We start from the raw sequence: 21,701 nt of genomic DNA, 5'->3' as shown, positions 1-21,701 counted from the left end.
GTAATTCTTTCCAGGCGGGATCGGCGAAGCGCCGGTCCTGCGGCAATGGTTCGATGGCCGGTTCGGCCTCGCTGTCTTCCATGCGGCGCTGCAGATAGTCGAAAAGCCGGGCATGCTTGCGGATGGCCTTGGCGCCAAGCTGCATTTGTTTGCCCGGCGACGTGGCGAGATGAATCCCCCAATCGGCCATGGCAAGCAGGAGCGTGGCCGGCGAAAGGCCGAAAGTCGTCTGCGCGATGGCCGCCGATGCCGTGCGGTCGAGCGTTTCGCTGATTCCGTCCAGCGGATCGTCGGAAGGCGGAGGGGACGTGGCCATGACTATATACTCCGAGTTCCGCTGGAAGGTGCCTCGTCTCTCCGACAGGATTCCACAGCAGATGTTTGGGCCGCCCCTCCCGGTTCTTCTTATGCCGAACGGTACTGCATAGGTAAGATAGAATGCAAGCCGCACGGAGCTTGGTTGCGACCGGACGGCTGTCTGACGGCCAGTCGCAACCGCGGGCGCGGGGATATTCGGCCATGGCCTGCTGGAGAAAAAGGAGCCTCAATCATTGAGCGTAAAGCCACTAGGTATAGTTCACGATGGCGATGCATTGCCTGGAGATACAGTGTACGGCGGTCGTCATCCCGGGCAATTTTGCGGGAAATTGAAGGAGAATGGATGATCCGCGAGATCGCCATGATGGCAGCGGTTGCGCTGGTGCTGGCCGGCCGGGATGGAGACGCGTACTGACCCGGCTTTTGAGGGACCTTGGCGGAAATCTCGGGCATGATGCCCAACTCGTATCGCCGGCCGCGCGTTCGGAGAGCGAGCCGCTTGCGCCCGCGTCAATCGGACCGGTCGCAGTCGAGCGCGCGCCGACGGTTCTTTCGATCGCCGGGATCGAGAAGTCCTTTGGCAAGCGGAAGGTGCTTGACGATGTCGCGCTCGAAGTGCGGGCAGGCGAAATCGTGGGGCTTCTGGGGCCAAACGGGGCCGGCAAGACGCTCTGCTTCTATGCGATTGCCGGCCTGATGAGCGTGGATGCCGGCAGGATCGAGATTGGCGGTCAGGATGTCACCGCGCTTCCCATGGATCGAAGAGCGAAGCTGGGCCTCGGCTATCTTCCCCAGGAAGGATCGATCTTCCGCGGCATGACGGCTGCGGAGAATATCGCGGCCGTGCTCGAACTGCATATCGCCGATCGCGATGTAGCTGCCGCGCGGCTCGATGAACTTCTTGCCGAGTTCAATATCGCCCACATTCGCGACGTTCCCGCACAGCGGTTGTCCGGCGGGGAACGCAGGCGCTGCGAGATCGCCAGGGCCATGGCGGCAGCGCCCTCGGTCATCCTGCTCGATGAACCGTTCGCGGGCATCGATCCCATGTCGATCGCCGACGTCAAGGCGATGGTGCGAAAGCTCAAGCGAGAAGGCGTGGCGATCCTTCTGACCGACCACAATGTGCATGAGATGCTCGAACTGGTCGAGCGGGCCTATATCATCGATCAGGGCAGGATGCTGTTCGAGGGCGGCCCAGAAGCGGTACTCGACAACCCCGAAGTCCGGCATCGCTATCTTGGCGAGGGCTTCAGGATGTGAGGCGGTTACCGCGCCCTTCGTTCAGGAACGGAATGGCCTTTGCCATGAGGTCGAGCGCTCGCTCGATATAGGCAGCCTTTGTCCGGGTGGTGTTGTGCAGATCATGGCGCTGCAGGATGCGCTGGCGCGGCACGGTGACCAGCGCGTCGAAGAGAAAAGCAGCGAGGAACGGAAGATCGCCTGCTTCCTCGCTGTTCGGTTCGCTCGCCTCGGCAAGGATCGTCTGCATCAGATCGATGCCGAACTGGGTGCCGATCGCGGGCTGTGCCCGCATCATGCCCGGATTGTGGTTTGCCAGCCAGATGATGAGCGCTTCGATGCCCACGACATCGCCTTGAAGCGACAGGTCGAGCATCCTGCGAGCGATATAGGCGATTTTTTTGCGGGTGCTTCCTCGAGGGACCGATGCCGCGATCGGATCGAGATAGCGGGCAAGGCTGTGTTCCATGGCGGCGACGAGCAGGGCGAGCTTTGAGCCGAAGCGGGAATAGAGCGTTCGCTTCGATGTCTGTGCGGCGGCGGCGATAGCTTCCATACTCGTACCCTCGACGCCGCCGGCGATGAATTGGGCAAGCGCCGTCTCGAGGATATGATGTCCAAGCCGGGCTGCGACCTCCTGTGGCGGCCTTCCTCCCCTGGGATCGCGGGCAGGCAGACGCGAGCCGGTTCCCGATGCGGCGCCGTCATCTTTCATGAATCGCTCGCGGCCCATCGCTGCTTCATTCCAGCTTTCGCGCTTGATCGGCAAGTGATACCGGGCAATATCAAAACCACTAAGTGTAGATACTAATAGTCCGGAGAGGTGCTTGCCCATAGGCGTACCGCCTGTTTGAACCAGAATGGAACCGGACTAGATGGCTCGCAGCGCTCATATTACTGGCCGTTTATGCGGGTTCCGGGCCGTCATGGCGGCGATGATCGTGCCATCTTTCCTGTCCGGCTGTTCCTTCGCGCCGCCCAATGTCCGGCCGGCCCAGCCGGTGCCGCAGGACTATCCCGCGCCAGCCGCGCTGGGCGCGTCCATCGCGCGGATCGGTTGGCATGATTTCTTCCGGGAAGAGCATCTGCGTGTGCTGATCGCGGCCGCGCTGGAGAACAACCGCGATATCCGTATCGCCGCGGCCCGCGTCGATCAGGCGCGCGCGGCCTGGCGTATCGAGGGATCGGCGCTCTATCCCGAACTCAACGCCGTCGGCACCGGCACGCGGGGTCGTTCCATCATCAGCCTGCCGGGCGCAGGCACGCAGAGCTATGACATCAAGCAGGTCACCGCGCAGGTGAGCGCGAGCTGGGAAATCGATTTCTGGGGCCGTCTGCGCAACCTGAACGACGCCGCGCGCAATCGTTATCTGGCGACGGAAGAGGCGAAGCGCGCCGTTGCCACCGGCCTGATCGCGCAGGTCGCCAATGGCTATCTGCTGGAGCGCGAATATGAGGAACGCCTCGCGCTTGCCCGGCGGACGATCGTCACGCGCGAGGACTCACTGCGGATCATGCGCCGCCGCTATGAAGTCGGGTCCGGCTCGAAGCTCGAAATGACCCAGGCGCAGTTGCTGCTGGCGCAGGCGCAGGATGCGCTGCAAGCGCTTGAGCAGGACCGCGACGTGAACCGCAACGCGCTGGCGCTGCTGGTCGGGCGGCCCGTGGAGATCGTGCCTGGGCCCCTCGGTCTTGCCGAAACCGGACCGGATATCGCCCTTCCGCCGGGCTTGCCCTCCGACCTTCTGGTCAACCGGCCTGATATCGTGGCGGCGGAATATCAATTGCGGGCGGCCAACGCCGATATCGGCGCGGCGCGGGCGGCGTTCTTTCCCAATATCAGCCTGACGGGTGCCTTCGGCACGGCGAGTTCCGATCTCGACGGGCTGTTCGGCGACGGGAGCCGCGCGTGGAGCTTCACCCCGACGATCGCCCTGCCGCTGTTCAATGCGGGCCGCCTTTCCGGCAACCTCGATCTGGCGAAAGCGCGGCAGGTCGAAGCCGTGGCCAGCTATGAAAAGACCGTGCAGGGCGCGTTTCGTGATGTTTCCGACGCGCTGGTCCGGCGCCGGCAACTGGCGTTGCGGATCGACACCGCGCGCAGCTCGCTGGACGCCTTGCGCGAACGGGCTCGGCTGGCCGGGTTGCGGTTCGACAACGGGCGTTCGGCCTATTTGGAAGTGCTGGACGCGCAACGCGACCTTTTCGACACCGAACAGGCGCTGATCCAGTTGCGCCGCGCTCATCTGGCGAGCGGCATAGCCCTCTACGCGGCGCTTGGCGGGGGCTTTCCCGCCGAAGTCGTCCACGACAGCAACGATCAAGGCGGAGAACACAGGCGATGACGGCGTCCCGGAAGACATGGCTCATCAGGGGCGGCATCGCGGCGGCGCTCGTCGTTGTAGCTCTGCTCCTTTGGCAGGTGCTCAAGCCCGGCGATTTGCCCGAAGGCATCGTCGGCGGTAACGGCCGGATCGAAGCGGTTGAAATCGACGTTTCCGCCAAATCGCCCGGCCGCATCCGCGAAATCCTGGTCGACGAAGGCGCGTTCGTGCAGGCGGGGCAAGTCGTCGCCCATATGGATACGGACGTGCTGAGTGCCCAGAGGGCCGAAGCCGAAGCGCAACTGGCGCAGGCGCTGAACGGCATCCAGATCGCGACCAGCCAGGTCGCGCAGCAGCAGAGCAACCGGGCGGCGGCTCTCGCCGGCGTCCGCCAGCGTGAGGCGGAGCTGAACGCGGCGCGCAAGCGGCTGGCGCGATCGGAAACGCTGGCGCGAGAAGGTGCGACCGCCGTGCAGGAACGGGATGACGATCAGGCCCGCGTCGAAGGCGCGGCGGCGGCAGTGGAGGCCGCTCGCGCCCAACTCGCGGCCGTCGACGCGGCGATCACGACGGCGCGCAACCAGGTGATCGGCGCGCGTTCGCAGGTCGATGCCGTGCGCGCCACCATCCAGCGGATCGAGGCCGATATCCGCGACAGCGACCTCAAGGCGCCGACGGCCGGCCGCGTGCAATATCGCGTCGCCCAGCCGGGCGAAGTCGTGGGTGGCGGCGGGCGCGTGCTCAACCTGGTCAATCTGGGCGACGTCTACATGACCTTCTTCCTGCCGGAAACGGTCGCGGGCAAGGTGGCGCTGGGCAGCGATGTACGCATCGTGCTCGATGCGCTTCCGGATCGTGCGATCCCTGCGAAAGTCAGCTTCGTTGCCGATGTGGCCCAGTTCACGCCCAAGACGGTGGAGACGCAAAGCGAGCGCCAGAAACTGATGTTCCGCGTGAAGGCGCAGATCGATCGCAAGTTGCTCGATCGCTATATCACCCAGGTCAAGACCGGCCTTCCGGGCATGGCCTATGTGCGGATCGATCCGAAATCCGAATGGCCCGCGAAACTGACCGTCAACGTGCCGCAATGACGGAAGCTGTCGCCCGCGTTTCGGGCGTGAGCCTGCATTACGGCAAGGTGCTGGCGCTCGATGATGTGAATCTTGAAATCCCCGCCGGGCGCATGGTGGCGATGATCGGCCCGGACGGCGTCGGCAAGTCCAGCCTGTTTTCCCTGATCGCGGGCGCGCGAGCCATCCAGGAGGGCCGGGTCGAGGTGCTGGGCGGCGACATGGCCGAGGCCCGCCACCGCAACGCCGTGTGTCCGCGCATCGCCTATATGCCGCAGGGGCTGGGCAAGAACCTCTATCCTACGCTCTCCATCGACGAAAATCTCGAATTCTTCGGGCGGTTGTTCGGGCAGGACGCGGCCGAACGCGAGCGCCGCATTGCCGACCTCACCGAAAGCACGGGCCTCGCGCCGTTCCGCAAGCGCCCGGCGGGCAAGCTTTCGGGCGGCATGAAGCAGAAGCTCGGCTTGTGCTGCGCGCTCATCCACGATCCCGATTTCCTGCTGCTGGATGAGCCGACAACCGGCGTCGATCCCATGTCGCGCGCGCAATTCTGGGATCTGATCGACCGCATCCGCGCGAACCGCCCGCACATGAGCGTGCTGGTCGCCACGGCCTATATGGAAGAGGCCGAACGCTTCGACTGGCTAATCGCGATGGACGCGGGAAAGGTGCTGGCCACCGGCACCGCAGCCGACTTCTATGCACGCACCGGCGAACAGTCGCTGGAACAGGCGTTTATCTCGATGCTTCCCGAGGAGCGCCGCCGCGGGCACAAGCCGGTGGAGATTCCGCCGCGCAGCGACGGCGGCGAGGCCGAGATCGCCATCGAGGCGCAGGGGCTCACCATGCGTTTCGGTGATTTCACGGCAGTCGATCATGTCGATTTTCGCATCGAGCGCGGCGAGATCTTTGGATTCCTCGGCTCCAACGGCTGCGGCAAGTCGACCACCATGAAGATGCTGACCGGCCTGCTGAAAGCCAGCGAAGGCCAGGCCTGGCTGTTCGGCCGCGAGGTCGAGAATGACGACATGGCGACGCGCCGGCGCGTTGGCTATATGAGCCAGGCCTTCTCGCTCTACTCGGAACTGACGGTCCGGCAGAACCTCGAGCTGCATGCCCAGCTCTTCCATGTTCCCGCCGGGGAAGTGCCGGCCCGCGTGAGGGAAATGGCGCAGCGGTTCGGCCTGGATGGCATCATGGATGCGTTGCCCGGCGCCTTGCCGCTGGGCCAGCGCCAGCGGCTCAGCCTAGCCGTCGCCATGATCCACAAGCCGGAAATGCTGATCCTGGATGAACCGACGTCCGGCGTCGATCCGATCGCGCGGGACCAGTTCTGGCAGATGATGATCGACCTGTCCCGGCGCGACAAGGTGACGATCTTCATTTCCACGCACTTCATGAACGAAGCGGAGCGGTGCGACCGCATATCGCTGATGCATGCGGGCAAGGTGCTGGTCAGCGACACCCCCGCCGCCATTGTCGAGAACCGCGGCGCGGCGGACCTGGAAGAAGCGTTCATCGCCTATCTTCAGGATGCGAGCGGCGAGACGCCGACAGAAAAGAGGGACGATCCGGTTCCTGCGGGCGCGCCTGCCGCGGCCGATCAGGACATTTCGGCTGCACCGGCCCGCTCCCCATGGTTCATGCGGCGCCGGATGATGAGCTATGCCCGGCGCGAAGGGCTGGAATTGCGCCGCGATCCCATCCGCGCCACCCTGGCCCTGCTGGGCAGCGTCATCCTGATGTTCATCATGGGCTATGGCATCAGCATGGACGTGGAGGACTTGCCGTTCGCCGTGCTGGACCGCGACGGCACGACCACCAGCGAGAACTACGTCCTCAACCTGGCCGGATCGCGCTATTTCATCGAACGGCCGCCGATCACCGACTATAGCCAGTTGGACCGGCGGATGCGCTCGGGCGAACTGAGCGTGGCCCTGGAGATTCCGCCCAATTTCGCGCGCGACCTGCGCCGGGGCGTGCCGGTGCAGATCGGTGTATGGGTCGATGGCGCCATGCCGCAGCGGGCCGAGACCGTGCAAGGCTATGTCCAGGCCCTGCATGCCCACTGGCTCAGTGAAATGGCCGTGCAGGAAACAGGTGCGCGGCCATCGATGGGTCTCGTCAATATCGAGCTGCGCTATCGTTACAATCCGGACGTGAAAAGCCTTGTAGCCATCGCGCCGGCCGTGATTCCGATGATGCTGCTCTTGTTCCCGGCGATGCTGACGGCTTTGAGCGTGGTGCGGGAAAAGGAGCTGGGTTCCATCGTCAATTTCTACGTGACGCCGATCAGCAAGGTGGAATTCCTGCTGGGCAAGCAGCTTCCCTATGTCGCGCTCGCCATGCTGAACTATGTCTTGCTGGTGTTCCTCGCCGTCACGATGTTCGGTGTGCCGTTGACGGGCAGTTTCCTCGCGATGACGCTGGGCGCTCTCTTCTATACGCTGTCGGCGACGGCCATCGGCCTGCTGTTCTCCATCTTCATGCGCAGCCAGATTGCCGCGATGTTCGCCACCGCCATCGGCACGATCCTGCCCGCCGTGCAGTTTTCCGGCCTGATCAACCCGGTGTCCTCGCTCGAGGGGGCGGGCGCGGTGATCGGATCGATATATCCCGCGACCTGGTTCGTCACCATCTGCCGCGGCGTCTTTTCCAAGGGGCTGGGCTTCGCCGACCTCTGGCCTGACCTTCTCGTGCTGTTCGCGACGTTTCCCGTCATCCTGGCGCTGTGTGTCGCGTTGCTGCGTAAGCAGGAGAGCTGATATGCGCCACGCGGCCAACATCTACCGGCTCGGCATCAAGGAACTGCGCAGCCTGTGGCGCGATCCGATGATGCTGTTCCTGATCCTCTATTCGTTCTCGGTGGGGATCTACGTCGCGGCAACCGCCATGCCGGAAACGCTGCACAAGGCGCCTATCGCGATCGTCGATGAAGACCAGTCGCAGCTTTCCAGCCGGATAACCGGCGCCTTTTATCCGCCGCACTTCACGCCCCCTTCGATCGTGGGACTGAACGAAGTGGACAAGGGGCTGGATGCCGGGCGCTATACGTTCGCTCTCGACATCCCGCCCGATTTTCAGCGAGACGTACTTGCGGGACGCCAACCCGGCTTGCAGCTCAACGTTGACGCTACGCGGATGAGCCAGGCTTTCACGGGCGGCGGCTACATCCAGCAGATCGTGCAGGGCGAAGTTGCCGAATTCATGAAAGGCACGCGTGCGAGCACGCCGGTCCCGGTCGAGCTGGCGCTGCGCGTGCGGTTCAATCCTACGCTGGCGCAAAGCTGGTTCGGCGCGGTCATGGAAATCATCAACAGCGTCACCATGCTGTCGATCGTGCTGACGGGCGCGGCCCTGATCCGCGAGCGCGAGCACGGCACGATCGAACACCTGCTAGTGATGCCGGTGACGCCGTTCGAGATCATGGCCAGCAAGGTCTGGGCCATGGGGCTCGTTGTCCTGGTCGCCTGCGCTTTCGCGCTTTTCGTGATGGTGGAAGGGGTACTGTCCGTTCCCGTCGAAGGGTCGATCGCGCTGTTCCTCGCCGGAGCGGGGCTGCACCTGTTCGCCACGACCTCCATCGGCATCTTCATGGGGACGATCGCGCGCTCCATGCCGCAGTTCGGCTTGTTGCTGATGCTGGTGCTGCTGCCGTTGCAGATGCTGTCCGGCGGTTCGACGCCGCGCGAAAGCATGCCGGAGTTCGTCCAGACGGTCATGTTGGCCGCGCCCACCACCCATTTCGTGAAGATGGCGCAGGCCATCCTTTACCGGGGCGCGGGCTTTGACGTGGTCTGGCCCCAGTTCCTGGCTATCATTGCTATCGGCGCGATCTTCTTCGCCATTGCGTTGGCGCGGTTCCGGCGAACCATCGGCACGATGGCGTGAGGAGGCAGTCGAATGTCAGAACACCAAATTGCGTGGGACATCGTAACGATGCTTCAGACTAACGATTGCCGAACGGTTCCGCGCAGGTTTCGCAGGAGAATAATACCGGCGGCGGTGTCGCGGATCCTGAGCCAGGTTTTCGAAACAGCGAATCCACGATTGCCCTAGCAGCCTCACGCGTCAGCCATAGCGCTGGCTGACGGCTGTGAATGCCCCCTATCTCCCATAGGTATCACAACGGCTTCTTCTGGCACGTTTGCCGGTGCACGGCCAACACAACCCAAGGAGGATGCCATGTATGTCAATGCCAGAATGCGTGAGACACTCTCACGCTTCAATGCCGCTTCTTCAATGGAAGCGCTGCTCGCCGCCTTAGCTGATGCCGCCACGAAAATGGGCTTCCCCTATGTCGCGATGATCCAACATGGCGGCCTCCCACGCTTGGTCGAACGGGCGCTGGTTATTACCAACTATCCGGCGGAGTTCGTGCGTTTCTACACCGAGAGCCACGCGTACGTCATCGATCCAGTCTATGAGGTGAGCCAGTTGCTGGACCGCCCGTTCAGCTGGGACGAGATTCCCGGTTATGTCGATCTCACAGGCACACAATCAGCCCTGTTCGAAGAAGCGCGGCTGCATGGTCTCGTCCACGGTGTCACCGTGCCGCTCCACATACCGAGCGAATCCCATGCGTCTTGCACTTTCGCACGCGCGGAGCCGATCATGGCTTCGCCATCGCTACTGACGACGCTCCACATCGTCGCTGCCTTCGGGTTCAAGGCGGGCCTCAGACTACATCATGCCTCGCGCGGACATGACGTACCCAGGCTCACGCGCCGCGAAGCTCAATGCACGGCATTGGTCGCCGTCGGCAAGAGCGATTGGGAGATCAGCCAGATACTCGGTCTGAGCGAGACCTCGGTGCGCTATTTCGTCTCCCACGCAAAGCAGCGTTACGGCGTCTACAAGCGCTCAGAGCTTGTCGCCAGGGCGCTCATCGACGCGCAGATCCTTCGAAACGACCAAGGGATCATTGAGGCTGGACCCCGCCGCCCGCGCCACAGGGCGAAACGGCGCAGTCCTTGACAGTCCTGTCGGTGTCGCCGTGTTGCGCATCCCGTCAATTGGCCCGCGAATCGCCATGCCTAGGGCGGATAAGTGTATTGACCTACGGTCGCACGATCCAGTTTGCCGAGCTCTGATAATGCCAAGCAAGGCTTAGCCAATTTCGAAATTAATAAACTCGACAGTAGTTTCCCAATCTGTCAAAATGCATAGCATGGCTTCGCAAACATTAGGAAAATTAAACCGGCTGCAACGGGATCTCCCAGAGAGCCTGCTGGTCGACGCGGCATGGATGGAAGCCCATGGTTACTCATCATCGCTGCGGAGCCAATATGTTCGCGCGGGATGGCTCGATAGCCCGACCCGGCGCGTCTATCGCCGCTCGCGTGGACCGCTCACCTGGGAACAGGCCGTTATCTCACTGCAATCCCTGTTGGACCTGCCTTTGACAGTTGGCGGGCGCACAGCGCTCGAACAGCAGGGCTACGCTCATTATCTCTCCATAACGGTGCGCGAAGTCCATCTCTATGGGCCAAGCCGGCCGCCGACATGGCTCGACAGCCTGCCACTCGATGTCTCGTTCCGCTGGCATAACAGCCTCCGGCTGTTTCCAGTCGACGGCGAGATTCCTCCCGAGCCTGCGCCCCGGATGTCCAGCACCGCCGGCACGACCTTGCCGATCCGCTGTTCGAGCAAGGAACGCGCCGTTCTCGAACTGCTCGATGAGCTTCCCCATGAGAGCTTCCATCAGGTCGACATGCTGATGGAAGGAATGAGCGACCTCAGCCCACGTCGCCTTCAGACACTTCTTGAGGCGTGCGCGAGCGTAAAAGTGAAGCGTCTCTTCCTCTTCTTCGCGGATCGCCATGGCCATGCCTGGCGTTCGAAGCTCGATGTTTCCCGCCTGGATCTCGGATCGGGCAAACGCGTCCTGGTCAAAGGAGGGAAGCTCGACCGGCGCTACAACATCACCGTGCCCTCCGACCTGGCGGGAGAATAGCTGTATGGCGTTTCTCGACGGCTACCGGAGACAGGTCGCTCTTCTTCTGCGTGTTATGCCTCACGTCGCGAAGGAGGATATCTTCGCGCTGAAAGGCGGAACAGCGATCAATCTGTTCGTGCGTGACCTGCCGCGACTTTCGGTGGACATCGACCTCACCTATCTGCCGATCGAGGACCGCGCGACCTCGCTCGCCACGATCGATGCGGCGATGCTGCGGATCAAGGAACGCATCGAGGAAGGACTGGTCGGAGCCAGGATTCATGCGTCGCGTTCCGCTGACGAAAAAATCGTCACCAAGCTCATCGTTCGTGCGGATGATGTGCAGATCAAGATCGAGGTCACGCCAGTGTTGCGCGGGACGGTCTATGATCCCGTCGTTATGGGTGTCGTTCCCGCAGTCGAGGACGCCTTTGGTTTTGCTGAGATTCAGGTGGTGTCCTTCGCCGATCTCTATGCGGGAAAAATCGTGGCGGCGCTCGACCGGCAGCACCCTCGCGACCTCTTCGACGTCCGCGACTTGCTGGCGAACGAAGGCGTCACAGACGATTTGCGACGTGCATTTCTCGTCTACCTCGCCAGCCATAATCGCCCGATGGCCGAGGTTCTCGCTCCCGCCCGTAAACCGCTCGCCGAGGAGTTCGAGCGCGGTTTCGTCGGAATGACTCACCAGCCGATCACTCTGGCGGAACTGGAATCAGCGCGTGAAGACATCATCGCGCGCATGGTTGCCGGGATGCCTGACACTCATCGGCAATTCCTTGTCGGCTTCAAGCGTGGTGAACCGGACTGGGCGCTTGCGGGCATTGATGAGGCGAGGCGACTGCCCGCGGTCTTGTGGAAGCAACGTAACCTGGACCGGTTGGACCCTGGCAAGAGGCAGGAGCTTGTTGCCGCGTTGGAGAAGCAATTGCTGCCGGGATAGGTCAGGCGCCCCTCCGACGCCTGCAGGTCAGCCTGTTTGCGGCGAGCAGCGCGGAAGGGTGGTGGTTAGGTGAAGTGCGGGAGCAGCGAGGAAAGGGTGGAGGTGATGGGAGAGGGAGCCGCTCGCGTTTGGGACCAGCAGGTACATTGAAGGCTTACGGTTCGACATGGATTTTGGCGGAATGGCCGGGCAATGTCTTTCCGCTAGCGCTGCCTATATTCTTGGTGATGCAGGCGCGCGAACATAGCGCACAGCGTGGTCGAGGCGCTCCGCCGCGTCGGCCTCGCTGATGCGGAGGCGGCGTGCGATCTGGCCAACGGTAAAGCCGTCATTGCGATGAAGGAACAAGGCCCGCATGGTCAGGTGCGGTAGATCGGTAAAAACAGAATCCCATACCTCGCCTTCTTCCCCCATCTTGCCCGACGACCCCATGACCCTCTCAATCACATCGTGGAGATCGGCAGCAGCGGGTTCCTGCAAGGCGTATAGGATCGCCAAGGACTGCTCCATCATTTCCAGCGCTTGTTCTTTCAATTCGTCGTTGCCCGGCTCGTTACCGCTCCCCATGCTCTCACCTCCTTCTTAGTTGCAGAGGAGCATGACAGAAATCGCGGGATTTTCATCAACAACAACCCCCAACTTGGATATTGTTGTGCGCTGGCTCTTTGCGCGAAGGTGCCATGCGCTATTTTATGGTTTCCGAGCCGTTAGCCGGACTTCAGATTTTGAAAACATCATGACTGCCAGCCTTACAGGTCGCGCCGCCGCTCGCATCAGCGGAGGTGCCGAGAAGGGGGTTGCCCGGGGATGGAGATGCTCGAGATATGGAAAATGCACGGTCTCGTGCCGACCTTGTAAGTCATATGCCCAGCAGAAGCGGCTGAGACGCAGTCCGTGTTGGACACCGCAAAAGCTGTCCCAACCGCGACATTTACCGGAACTGGCAAGAACGACCGTCATGCATTGACATTGGTGACGGTTATTGCGGCGGCGCCAATACCCTCTCTCTGGAATTGACGCCGCCACATCGATCCCTGTTCGCAAAGATGGGTCAATGCCGATAGATTAGAAGCGTTGTTCCCAATCGGTTTCCAGATCGAGCCGATTCACAAATGATGGAACACCGACAGAATTCTGCTATAGTCCTCCAGTGAGGATATAGCGATGAACAACGCCGCCCATATTCAAGCGCCCGAACCGGCATCGCCTCGGCTGAAACCGTCCGATTGGCTCTGGCGTCCGTGGTACGCGAAGCTGTGGTGGTCGGCAATTCCGGTCTGGTGGATTGGCATGGCTACATCGACCAGGATCGCGCCGCTTGAGGCGTTCTACGACAGTGCGGCGGCCGGTTTTCTCAACCTCCTGTTCTTTCCGATGACGGCACTCATGGTGCTTGGACTCGGCTATGTGCAGCAGTGGGTGGCCGGGTTTTCATCGACGGGCGAGGGTACGCCTGTGTCCGATGAAGCGGTGGCCAGAACCTCCAAAAGAATGTGGGAGGAACATGAGCGAGGAATGGAAGACCTTCGTGCTGGCACCGATATATTCGATCCACGGTCGGGAGGTCTCTACATCGGCAACCCGCTGAGCCTTCAGCACCCTAGTCGGTTCTTCAAGCACTAACGATTCTTGAAGCTGCTGTCGCCATCGCCGGGGCTGCCATCCACGTCCGTAGAAAATCTACCGCTCTTCAGGACGGAGTTCTGTTCGACCGAAGTCAGGGGCCCGGTAATGTCGAAAGTTGCCCGGCCGGAATCCGCATCATGGAGATATCGGTTGCGTATGCCATCCGGGCCAAGAATCCGGTCCGACAGTTCACGCGAGAAGGTCGCCGCCGGGTCGCTCGAGCGCGCGGCTTCGCGCTCGGCGGCGGCAATCGCTTCGCGCACGTCGTAGTTGACGATGTCAATCGACGACTGTGCTGTCTCGTTGCTGATTCCGACGTCACGACTTTCAAAACCAAGACTGGCGCCCACTCGACCTGAGGTCGACGTGGTCTTCTGTGGCGACTGCGCTTGGCCCGCTTGCTTGCCTTTCTCTGCAGGCTGCCCGCGACCGCCTATCGCCTCCGATTCATCGACCCCAACCGAGCCTCCGAGTTGAGCGCCGACGCTTGTACCGATCGTGACATTATCCTGCGCGGATCGCGAGAGCCCGCGCTGCCACCCGGTCTGCGCGATGATCGCCTGCACGTCGCGCGTAAGCGTATCGGCCACCTGCGGGTTCAGACGCCAGTTGCCATGACGGTCCATCTCGAACCCGCCCTTGAGCCAGTTCTGCATCATCGCCTGGCCCTGTTCGCCGCTGCTGAGGAAATGCTCGATCGTGTCGGGCCCGGCCTGTTTCCCTGCCTCGAACCGCGTAGAGGTATCGTTGCGGGCCGATTGCTGGAACCCGACCGAGCTGGAGACGAGAAGATCGTTGTCGGCGAACGAGAACCTTGCCCGCCCGCCATTGGCGACCGCGCCCAATTGGCTCTCGTTGATGAGCCCGCCGCGCCACATCTGCGCCGCCGTCTCCGGGGTGAGATTGAGGCTCAGATCGCCATTCTGCGCCATGGCGATCTGCCGCTTCGACATGTCGACACCATGATCGGCCAGCAGCTTCTGCATGCGCGTCAGGCGCTCATTATCGATGATCCGCGTCATCCGTTCGTTGCGAGCGCGGTCAGCGATCCCGGCCGCACCACCTTCGGCCATGTCGACCTGATTGCCGGCGCCCTGCGACAGCGTGCGGATGAAGCTGTCGAGATGTGCGGCCTGGCGCACCGACATGCCCGCGGCGGCCGCGCCTTCCGCGAACCCGGCATTGTCGGCCTGTCGCCGCTGCTCCCCGATCCGGGCGGCCGAGCGCGTACCGTCGTGACCGACCTCACGCTGCGCGTCGAGCTTGCCCGACCGCTCCGCAAAATCGAAGCCCGCTGCCTCGCGGGTGCGGCCATAGACGCTGGCGCCCTCGCGCGCGGCCTCGACGGTCGCACCGTCGGCGGTGCCGACCTGCACGGCGGCATTGTAGGTTTCGAGCGCCCGCATGACCTGCGCCTCGTTGCGGCCGGTTGCGCGGGAGAGTTGGGAAATGGCTGTCGACCGAGCCTCTCCGGATAGCGCATTGATAAAGGCGATGCGGCGGGAGGTTTCCTGGACTGAGAGGCCGAGCATGGAGGCGGCGTTGCGCTGGCCCTCATTGCTGCCGGTCCTATGCGCCTGCTCGGTCGCGACATTGCCGCGCTCGATCCGCCTTACATTGTCGCCAGCAAAATCGCGCCGGCCTTCCATCGCGCCGACTTGAATCTGCGCGCCGGTAAGATCGTTGCGCAGCATCTGCTCCTGGTCGAAGGTATTGGCGATCAGTTTGGCGAAGGTCGGATCAGCCGACGCTTGGGCGATCACCGTCGAGGCTTTGAGCGCGGCATCCTTTTGGTCGTAGCCGTTCCTCTCAAAATGCCGCTGGGCTCCGGACAGCATCATGTCATAGGCGCGCGTATCCCCGAACGCCTTCCACTGGACCATCTTCTGCGTGAAGGCCGCGAACGAACGTTCCCCGGATTGCCCCTCGCCAAAATAGCCGGTGCCAAGGCTGCGGAGCGCATCCTTCTCGGCAAAATTATGGATCGCACTGGTCGCGGCATTGTCGCGCACGGCGCGCACGGTCGCGGGATCGGTGAGGCTGCGGCCGGTGAGGGCAGGGGAGAGCCCGCCCAGTTCGCGTGCCGCATCGAGCTTGCCCATGCCGAATGCGGCCGTCCCGCTGGCGCCGCCTCCATGTTCGCCGAGCACGCTGCTCGCGGCACCGAACGCACGGGTTGCGCCGAAGGCCGAGCGCTCCCCGAAATCCCCGAAGTTCGAAGCCGCGCCCCGCCGCGCCATGGTGCCCGCTGCTCCCGCCTGCGCCTCGAGCGCGCCGGCATAGCCTTCGCTGGTGGCAAGCGGTGCGGCGGCTGCCGTGCCCTGACCCTGCACACCGAGCGCGCCGGATGTGAACGAGGTGAACACATTACCGGAGAACCGGAAAACCGTGAAGACGAACGCCCCCGCAAGACCCGCGGACGCGGTGCGGAAACTCCCGAAGATGGCGAGCGCCTTCATCGCGGACGACGGCGCCAGCATCCAGGCATTGGCCGCGACATGGTTGGCGCGCATCTCGGCCAGCACATCGGTCGCGCGGCCGAGCGTCAGCTGATAGATCCCGGCGTCGATCACGCCCCAGAGCGCCACGAAGACGAACAGGCCGAGGGCGAAGGAAGCCACGCGCAGATTGATCGGGGTGAGGATGAACAGCAGCGCGACGGGCATCATGAAGAGCATGATCCCGAAGACCGTCGCCCGGATCGTGGGCATCCACTCGTTGGCCGTCGACATGGTGGCCAGGCCTGACGAGACGACAGCGCGATTGGCCATGACACGCGCCGCCGTTGCAGGACTGTCCTCGAACAGCACATCGCCCACCGTGCTGCCGAGCATCACATTGGTCAGGAACTGCTGGAGCGAGAGCGGCGTATCCATCATCATCTGGCCAAGTTCGCCGATGTTGGAGCGGCAGCGCTGAAGCTGGGTCGCATTGCCGATGTCGTAGCCGGTGCGGGTGCAGACCTGCGCGACATAATTGTCGAACAGCGCAGGTTCGGAGAGGCGTGTCGAGATATGTTCCCACGCCTCGTTGCAGCTCACCGTCGTGCCGCCCTTGTCGGTGGACGTGAACACCGTGCTGAAGGTCGCCGGCCCCGCCATCGCGGCAAAGGCGGCAGGAAGATCGGTCGCCGTGCGGAACAGCTGATCGTCGTCGACGCCATAGGCGGGCGAGACCCGCGCGACCGGATAGCATTGCCGGACATAGTCCTTGATCGTCGCGTCAAGGAACGTGTCGGTCATCGGGCCGCGCGGGCTCGCTGCATTGAGGAACAGGTCGAAACTGTGCCCGCCCGCCCCGAACTCAAGCTTGGCATGGGGATCGGTGGTGTTGTCGTCGATCACTTCCGCGAGCGCGCGCTCCATCATGTTGGTCATGCCCGCGACCAGCACGATGAGGTTCGGCACGTCGCCGACCGGCTGATAGGCGTTGCGGACGCGGTCGTAGACATGGACCGTGCCCGTCGTCGCGACCAGGCCGACGAACAGGCCGACGCCGATCAGCATCTGGAACCCGAAGGCGACGATGCCCATGCCTTGCCCGCGGATGCTGGCGAGCAGGACGCCGAGCGCGATGCCCACCACCGCGACGATCAGCACCAATGTCTCGTAACGCGAATCCCCGAAGATCATCGAGACGAGGCGGAAGGCGTCCACCGTCTCCGCAAAGCCGTCATAGGTGTGGAAACTCGCATCGATCGCCAGCGCGGGACTGGCCGAGAAGAGAGCGATCAGGACCGAGATCGCGCGAACTAAGCGGTGCATGACGCGGCCCTCCGTCAGCGGTTGCGGTTGGCGGCGGCGCCGGCGGCGTCGCGCGCATCACGGTCGCGCTGGCGCACGACCCCGGCATAGTTGGCCGAGAGGTTCGCCTGGTTGAGGGCGGCCATGTAGGACTGGCGCATCTGCGCGCGCTGGCGCAGCACCTCGTCGCGTAGCCCGCTCAATTGCTCAATGCCCTTGGCGAGGATGCGGGTCTGGCAGATCCGGGCGCTGCCGGCATCGGCCGCGCCGGCGGCGGTCACGCCACGTTCGGCATTGGACACGGCAAAATCTATGCTACGCGTGAGGTCGTTGAGCATCTGGTATGCGAGCGTCAACGCGACCAGTTCGTCGGTATCGCCGATCACGCTCTCGACCAGCCCCTGGCGCACGCCCCATTCCAGAAGACGATAGACGGGGAGGGTGCGCACATTGGCGACGAACTGGCGTTCCTCCGCCGTCAGCGCGGCGCGCGTGCGGATCTTGATCGCGATCGACTCCATCCGGCCGCGCGCGAGCACCAGCGCGCCCTTGCCGCTGCCGTCGGTCGAGCAGTCGGCCGAGGTCGGCGGCACCGCGATCGCGCGGGTCTGGACCTTGCCGGTCAGGAAATCATCGACGCTCTCGGTGTCCTGCCGCGCGCAGGCGGGGATAGCCGTGAACAGCGGTACCTTGTCCGCCGGGTCCCAGCGCATATAGACGTCGCCGACGCGGGCGCGCATGACGCCGGCCCAGTCGGACGCGCCGACACGCGCGGCGGCATGGGCGAGGAGCGAGCCGGTCTTGAAGATGTCGGTGACCTCGGCCGGGCAGTTTTCCAGCGCGTCGCGCAGATCCTCGGTCGGATTGCCCTGGTTCGCCTGAATCTTTTCGCGGCTCTGCTGATAGCTCTTGGAGAAGCCCTCGCGGACGCTCTTGTAGCCGGTCATCTCTTCGATGATGCCCGACATATTGTCGTCGCCCCGGGCGATCTGGACCATGCGGTTGGCGAGCCGGCAATCGTTGACCTGGATCGAGTTGAGGAAGTTGGTCGCCGCCTCCATCTTCGAGATGATGTTGCCCATTTTTTCATCGAGGGTTTCCAGCAGGTACTGGAAAGCGACCGCCGGGGCGGCCTGAAGGATGCTTTCGAGCTTCTGGACGAGATAGTCGGGATCGAGGAACGACATGCCGCCCAAAAACATGTCGATTCCCCCGCAGCCCGCGCGGACCTTGGGCAGCGTGACCGACATGAGATAGTCGTTATGGACATCGATCCGGCCCGACATGCCGCCCGCGGTGATATAGCCGCGGGTCTGGTCCTCGAACGAGCCGGGGCTGGTATAGGTCACATTGTCGAACCAGCTTTCGGCCCAGCTTTGCGCACAAGCCGGTGTGGCGAAGGCAACGCAAGCCAGCAGGGGCAAGGCGAGCAGGGTCAGGCGGCGGCGCGGGTTTGCCATGGCGGGCAGCTTTCGTTTGCGCGGGCAAGGGTCTGGCTCCCCATGTCAGTTCCTTGCTCGGTTGGAGGATGGAGGCGTGGGCGCGGCCACGATTCCGGTGAACTTCGCCATGCCGCGCACGCCGACAGCGGGCTTCACCCCGGTCAGCATCTTGGCGGCGAGGTAGAGATTGCGCGCGAGGTTGGGCGCGTGATCGGTGCCGATCGCGACGGGAATGATGCGATTGGAATCGGCGACAGGGCGGACCCAGGCGACCGGATGCCCGACCCATGGCAGACCGAGGCGCCCGGAGCGCAGCATCGCTTCCTGGCTGCCGATCGTGCGGACCTTCCAGCCATAGCGTTGCCCCAATGTGCCGAGCCGCGCCCAGAGATCGGCGCAGGGGATGCAGCCGGGCGCCGTGCTCATCTCGACGATGAACGCGGGGGCCTGGCCTTTCATGGTTTCGGCGAAGTCGGGCGGCCAGTCGCGCGTCACCGGAACGCGGGCGAGCCATTGGCGCATCTTCGCGTCGGTGGCGACCGGGTGGATCGCCGCGCGCATCGCCTGTTCGTGCGTCGGCGCCTGCGCGTGCGCGGATCCATTGGCCATGAGCATCGCCGTAAGCAGGATGGGGGCAAAGCGGATCATGGCCGGGGTCCCATCCGAACGTCCACCAGATCGCCGCCCAGGACGCGCGGATCGGTGGCGGAGACCGGGCCGTTGGCGAGCGCGTCGAAGAACCCGTCTTCCTCGCCCGCGCCGGTCAGGAACTGTTCGGGCCGGATATCGCCCGCGAGCAGCCGGACCGCCTGGTAGGCCATCTGGATGAGGTTGGGATAGGCCTCGACCCCGCTGGCGATCACCATGCGCTGCTGGCTGCCCCGCCGGATCACCATCGTCGTGGGCGTGACCTCGACCCCGAAGCGCTGCGCGAGTTCCGGCTTGCGGTCGATGTCCTGAAGTGTGACCTGCCAGCCCATCTCGTCCTGGAAGCGCTGGACGATCGGCCACTGGACGCGGCAGTAGCCGCAGGTCGAACGCGAGAACATGACCAGCGCGAATTCATTGGCGCGGCTACGCAGATACTGGCGGCGGACCTGATCCTTCTGAGCGGAGAGTTGGTCACGCGCCTCGCCGACCATCGGATTGGCGGACTTGGCGTTGAGTTCGGGATTTTGCAGCATGGCGATCTGCGTGACACCGGCGAAGGCTCGGGCCTTGCGCCGGGCGAAGTCCTGCAGACGCCAGAAATCCGCGACCGCATCGACGGTGAGCACGGTCGCCGCGTAGTCGCGCTGTTCCTCGATCAGCTTCCTGATCTTCGGCGGCGTCCAGGTGGCCAGTTCGACCATCGGCGGGATCACCGGCTTTTTGAGAGCGTCGGGATCGGCATCCTCTTCCGTGGGTTTGGGCGGCGCCTGATACCACCAGTAGCCGGTGCGTTGCTCGCCGGTCTGCGCATGGACAGGCAGGATCGGCAGGAGCACCGCCACGATGAGGAGGGCGAGGCGGATCACAGCAGCTTCTCCATGCGCTTCAGCCGCTCGATCTCGACCGGGCCGTAGTAGCGGCTGTCGAACCCGCTGGCGTGCGACGAGCCGACATAGATCATGCCCGGCGGGATCGTTCCGATCATCGGACGCCAATGGTCGAGCTTCTGCCCATTGTGCCCATAAGGCTTGCTGATCCCGAGCAGCTTGCCGTTGCAATAGTACCAGCCATCCCATTCGCCGGGATGTATGGGGCCAGATGCAGACGACGGCTTCTCGATCCAGTCGATGCGGTCGCCCGGCAGGCACAGCGCCATCTTGGTAACATCGACCGGCTTGGGACCGGCGAGCGGATGCGACAGGGTAAACGATACGAAATCGCCGCGATGGATCGGCCCCGGCGCCTTGCGGACGAGCCAGGCGTCGATCGACGGGCTCATCACGATCGTCGCCTGGGGAATGGCCCACCACGTCAGCAGGCCCACCGGCAGGACGATGCCGAACGCCTTCCACAACTGTTCGGGTCGGGGTGGCTGGCCGAGCCCCGAACTGCCGAGCGCGACCGCGGCCTTGAGCGGCAGCAGCTTCAGTTCGGCCCAGCCGGATCTAGCGGCCCTGAAGGCGAGTCTGAGCATCGCGCACCTCCTGCTTGCCGCCGAGGCGGGCATATTCTTCGAGCAATCCTGAAAGTGCGGCGTCGCCGTAGATGACATGCGCGGCGCGCGGGGCATCATCCTCGCGCTCGCAATAGGGCAGCGCCGGATCGCCGGGCACCATGGCGAGTGCGGGGACGCGGGTGACGCCGTGCTGGCGGAAAATGAGCGGATCGACGATCAACTGCACGTCGCGCATCGCGCAGGCCGGGCCTTCGCATCCCGGATCATGGCGCAGGATTTCCGCGGAGAGTTTCGCCATCGGCGCGACCTTCGTGAGCCCGCCGGGCATCCCGCGAAAGGCCAGCACGCCGCCGACCCGTTCGAGCTGCCCGGCATAGATGCGCAATGTCGTCACCGGCATCGAGGACGAGACGAACAGCACCGGCACCCAGCCTTTGGTTTCGGGAGGCGTGGTGATGCCGGCTACGGCCTGCATGTCGGGCGCATCGAGACCGAGCGCCTGGCCGAGCCGTCTGGCCATGGCGTCGCGCTCGGCGGCCATCGCTTGCCTCCCTTTGTCGAGCGCGGTGCGCGCCCGCGCGTCCATCGCTGGCGACGGGGCGCGTTTGCGCAGTCCCTCGAAGGCGCGGCGGCGGGTCTCTTCCGATGGCGCGGGCAGCGCGGTCGGACCTCGTGTTTCCGCTTCGGCCTTTCGCGCGGCGGTGGCGCGTTCGAGCCGGTCCATCGCCGCGTCGCCTTGCGCCTGCGCGCGTTCCCTGGCGTTCACCGGTGGCGCGGCATCCTGCGCGTGGGAGGGCGCGGAGGCGGCGAGGAGGAGGGTGAGCGCGGAGAGACCGCGCAGCCTATGGCGTGACCGCACGCATATACGCATCGATCTTGTCCTTCATGTCGATCTGGATGTCGGCCTGGGCGCGGGCCTCGATCTCGGAATAATATTCGGAAAGG

The 21,701-nt window shown here is 63.8% G+C and carries 18 protein-coding genes; 9 read left to right on the top strand and 9 right to left on the bottom strand.

The genetic code is table 11. The annotated features are described in order from the left end of the window. Positions 1-316, bottom strand: a 316-nt coding sequence (locus VMR39_RS11295) for a poly-beta-hydroxybutyrate polymerase N-terminal domain-containing protein (RefSeq protein WP_325416063.1), incomplete at its 3' end; no start/stop codon positions are given. Positions 317-657: 341 nt separating this feature from the next. Here VMR39_RS11295 and lptB point away from each other — a divergent pair. After that, positions 658-1,581 (top strand): LPS export ABC transporter ATP-binding protein, encoded by a 924-nt coding sequence (lptB, locus tag VMR39_RS11290; RefSeq protein ID WP_062066091.1) that lies wholly within the window; start codon positions 658-660, stop codon positions 1,579-1,581. Here the strand turns inward: lptB and VMR39_RS11285 are convergent. Beyond that, a complete protein-coding gene (locus VMR39_RS11285; RefSeq protein ID WP_081659801.1) occupies positions 1,571-2,275 on the bottom strand; it encodes a TetR/AcrR family transcriptional regulator in 705 nt (234 codons plus the stop codon). The genes lptB and VMR39_RS11285 overlap by 11 nt on opposite strands. 211 nt (positions 2,276-2,486) lie before the next feature. On the opposite strand from VMR39_RS11285, the gene VMR39_RS11280 reads away from it, so the two are divergent. The 7 genes from VMR39_RS11280 to VMR39_RS11250 all read left to right on the top strand — a co-directional run bounded on the left by VMR39_RS11280 (position 2,487) and on the right by VMR39_RS11250 (position 11,838). After that, positions 2,487-3,905, top strand: coding sequence for an efflux transporter outer membrane subunit (locus VMR39_RS11280; protein ID WP_021246281.1), 1,419 nt, complete (start codon positions 2,487-2,489; stop codon positions 3,903-3,905). Continuing rightward, on the top strand, positions 3,902-4,975 hold the full coding sequence (locus tag VMR39_RS11275) for an HlyD family secretion protein (RefSeq protein ID WP_021246282.1): 1,074 nt from the start codon (positions 3,902-3,904) through the stop codon (positions 4,973-4,975). Before VMR39_RS11280 ends, VMR39_RS11275 begins: the two co-directional genes overlap by 4 nt. Next, positions 4,939-7,722, top strand: coding sequence for a ribosome-associated ATPase/putative transporter RbbA (gene rbbA / locus VMR39_RS11270; RefSeq protein WP_280528967.1), 2,784 nt, complete (start codon positions 4,939-4,941; stop codon positions 7,720-7,722). Before VMR39_RS11275 ends, rbbA begins: the two co-directional genes overlap by 37 nt. A gap of 1 nt (position 7,723) precedes the next feature. Then, the gene (locus tag VMR39_RS11265; protein ID WP_021246284.1) at positions 7,724-8,848 is read left to right on the top strand and encodes an ABC transporter permease; all 1,125 of its coding nucleotides are present in this window, start codon (positions 7,724-7,726) and stop codon (positions 8,846-8,848) included. Positions 8,849-9,142: 294 nt separating this feature from the next. Further along, positions 9,143-9,934 carry a helix-turn-helix transcriptional regulator gene (locus VMR39_RS11260; protein ID WP_021246285.1) on the top strand — a complete coding sequence of 264 codons (792 nt, stop codon included), beginning with the start codon at positions 9,143-9,145 and terminating at the stop codon, positions 9,932-9,934. Positions 9,935-10,118: 184 nt separating this feature from the next. Further along, positions 10,119-10,913, top strand: a complete 795-nt coding sequence (locus VMR39_RS11255; protein WP_013846842.1) for a type IV toxin-antitoxin system AbiEi family antitoxin — start codon at positions 10,119-10,121, stop codon at positions 10,911-10,913. 4 nt (positions 10,914-10,917) lie between these two features. Further along, a complete protein-coding gene (locus VMR39_RS11250) occupies positions 10,918-11,838 on the top strand; it encodes a nucleotidyl transferase AbiEii/AbiGii toxin family protein (RefSeq protein ID WP_021690793.1) in 921 nt (306 codons plus the stop codon). Between the two features lie 213 nt (positions 11,839-12,051). Here the strand turns inward: VMR39_RS11250 and VMR39_RS11245 are convergent, their stop codons facing one another. Next, entirely contained in the window at positions 12,052-12,405 is a 354-nt protein-coding gene (locus VMR39_RS11245) for a hypothetical protein (RefSeq protein ID WP_013846840.1), read from the bottom strand. Between the two features lie 597 nt (positions 12,406-13,002). Between VMR39_RS11245 and VMR39_RS11240 the strand changes: the two genes are divergently transcribed. Next, complete coding sequence (locus tag VMR39_RS11240; RefSeq protein WP_021246288.1) at positions 13,003-13,461, top strand: hypothetical protein; 459 nt, start codon at positions 13,003-13,005, stop codon at positions 13,459-13,461. Here VMR39_RS11240 and VMR39_RS11235 read toward each other — a convergent pair. From VMR39_RS11235 to VMR39_RS11210, 6 genes are read right to left on the bottom strand one after another with little or no spacing between them, the layout of a single operon-like run. Further along, a complete protein-coding gene (locus VMR39_RS11235) occupies positions 13,458-17,228 on the bottom strand; it encodes a conjugal transfer protein TraG N-terminal domain-containing protein (protein WP_021690792.1) in 3,771 nt (1,256 codons plus the stop codon). The genes VMR39_RS11240 and VMR39_RS11235 overlap by 4 nt on opposite strands. A 14-nt stretch (positions 17,229-17,242) precedes the next feature. Beyond that, on the bottom strand, positions 17,243-18,667 hold the full coding sequence (locus VMR39_RS11230; RefSeq protein ID WP_021246290.1) for a conjugal transfer protein TraH: 1,425 nt from the start codon (positions 18,665-18,667) through the stop codon (positions 17,243-17,245). A 45-nt stretch (positions 18,668-18,712) separates the two neighbouring features. Further along, positions 18,713-19,297: a hypothetical protein gene (locus VMR39_RS11225; protein WP_021246291.1), complete on the bottom strand. Its 585-nt coding sequence runs from the start codon at positions 19,295-19,297 to the stop codon at positions 18,713-18,715. Further along, entirely contained in the window at positions 19,294-20,166 is an 873-nt protein-coding gene (locus VMR39_RS11220; RefSeq protein WP_021246292.1) for a conjugal transfer protein TraF, read from the bottom strand. Before VMR39_RS11220 ends, VMR39_RS11225 begins: the two co-directional genes overlap by 4 nt. Next, positions 20,163-20,774, bottom strand: coding sequence for a S26 family signal peptidase (locus VMR39_RS11215; protein WP_021246293.1), 612 nt, complete (start codon positions 20,772-20,774; stop codon positions 20,163-20,165). Before VMR39_RS11215 ends, VMR39_RS11220 begins: the two co-directional genes overlap by 4 nt. Beyond that, on the bottom strand, positions 20,746-21,627 hold the full coding sequence (locus VMR39_RS11210; RefSeq protein WP_325416061.1) for a type-F conjugative transfer system pilin assembly protein TrbC: 882 nt from the start codon (positions 21,625-21,627) through the stop codon (positions 20,746-20,748). Before VMR39_RS11210 ends, VMR39_RS11215 begins: the two co-directional genes overlap by 29 nt. Between the last annotated feature and the right edge of the window lie 74 nt (positions 21,628-21,701).

Source organism: Sphingobium sp., from assembly GCF_035511395.1.
Classification (GTDB): Bacteria; Pseudomonadota; Alphaproteobacteria; order Sphingomonadales; family Sphingomonadaceae; genus Sphingobium.
The sequence above is the reverse complement of the archived record's forward strand: the minus strand, read 5'-3'. Positions and strand labels throughout refer to the sequence as shown.

Coding starts and splice junctions, on each gene's coding strand:
- VMR39_RS11235 (WP_021690792.1), bottom strand. CDS start 17,228: ATGCACCGCTTAGTTCGCGCGATCTCGGTCCTGATCGCTCTCTTCTCG.
- VMR39_RS11255 (WP_013846842.1), top strand. CDS start 10,119: ATGCATAGCATGGCTTCGCAAACATTAGGAAAATTAAACCGGCTGCAA.
- VMR39_RS11210 (WP_325416061.1), bottom strand. CDS start 21,627: ATGCGTATATGCGTGCGGTCACGCCATAGGCTGCGCGGTCTCTCCGCG.
- VMR39_RS11285 (WP_081659801.1), bottom strand. CDS start 2,275: ATGAAAGATGACGGCGCCGCATCGGGAACCGGCTCGCGTCTGCCTGCC.
- VMR39_RS11215 (WP_021246293.1), bottom strand. CDS start 20,774: ATGCTCAGACTCGCCTTCAGGGCCGCTAGATCCGGCTGGGCCGAACTG.
- VMR39_RS11250 (WP_021690793.1), top strand. CDS start 10,918: ATGGCGTTTCTCGACGGCTACCGGAGACAGGTCGCTCTTCTTCTGCGT.
- VMR39_RS11225 (WP_021246291.1), bottom strand. CDS start 19,297: ATGATCCGCTTTGCCCCCATCCTGCTTACGGCGATGCTCATGGCCAAT.
- VMR39_RS11245 (WP_013846840.1), bottom strand. CDS start 12,405: ATGGGGAGCGGTAACGAGCCGGGCAACGACGAATTGAAAGAACAAGCG.
- lptB (WP_062066091.1), top strand. CDS start 658: ATGGATGATCCGCGAGATCGCCATGATGGCAGCGGTTGCGCTGGTGCT.
- VMR39_RS11260 (WP_021246285.1), top strand. CDS start 9,143: ATGTATGTCAATGCCAGAATGCGTGAGACACTCTCACGCTTCAATGCC.
- VMR39_RS11230 (WP_021246290.1), bottom strand. CDS start 18,667: ATGGCAAACCCGCGCCGCCGCCTGACCCTGCTCGCCTTGCCCCTGCTG.
- VMR39_RS11275 (WP_021246282.1), top strand. CDS start 3,902: ATGACGGCGTCCCGGAAGACATGGCTCATCAGGGGCGGCATCGCGGCG.
- VMR39_RS11280 (WP_021246281.1), top strand. CDS start 2,487: ATGGCGGCGATGATCGTGCCATCTTTCCTGTCCGGCTGTTCCTTCGCG.
- VMR39_RS11240 (WP_021246288.1), top strand. CDS start 13,003: ATGAACAACGCCGCCCATATTCAAGCGCCCGAACCGGCATCGCCTCGG.
- VMR39_RS11265 (WP_021246284.1), top strand. CDS start 7,724: ATGCGCCACGCGGCCAACATCTACCGGCTCGGCATCAAGGAACTGCGC.
- rbbA (WP_280528967.1), top strand. CDS start 4,939: ATGGCCCGCGAAACTGACCGTCAACGTGCCGCAATGACGGAAGCTGTC.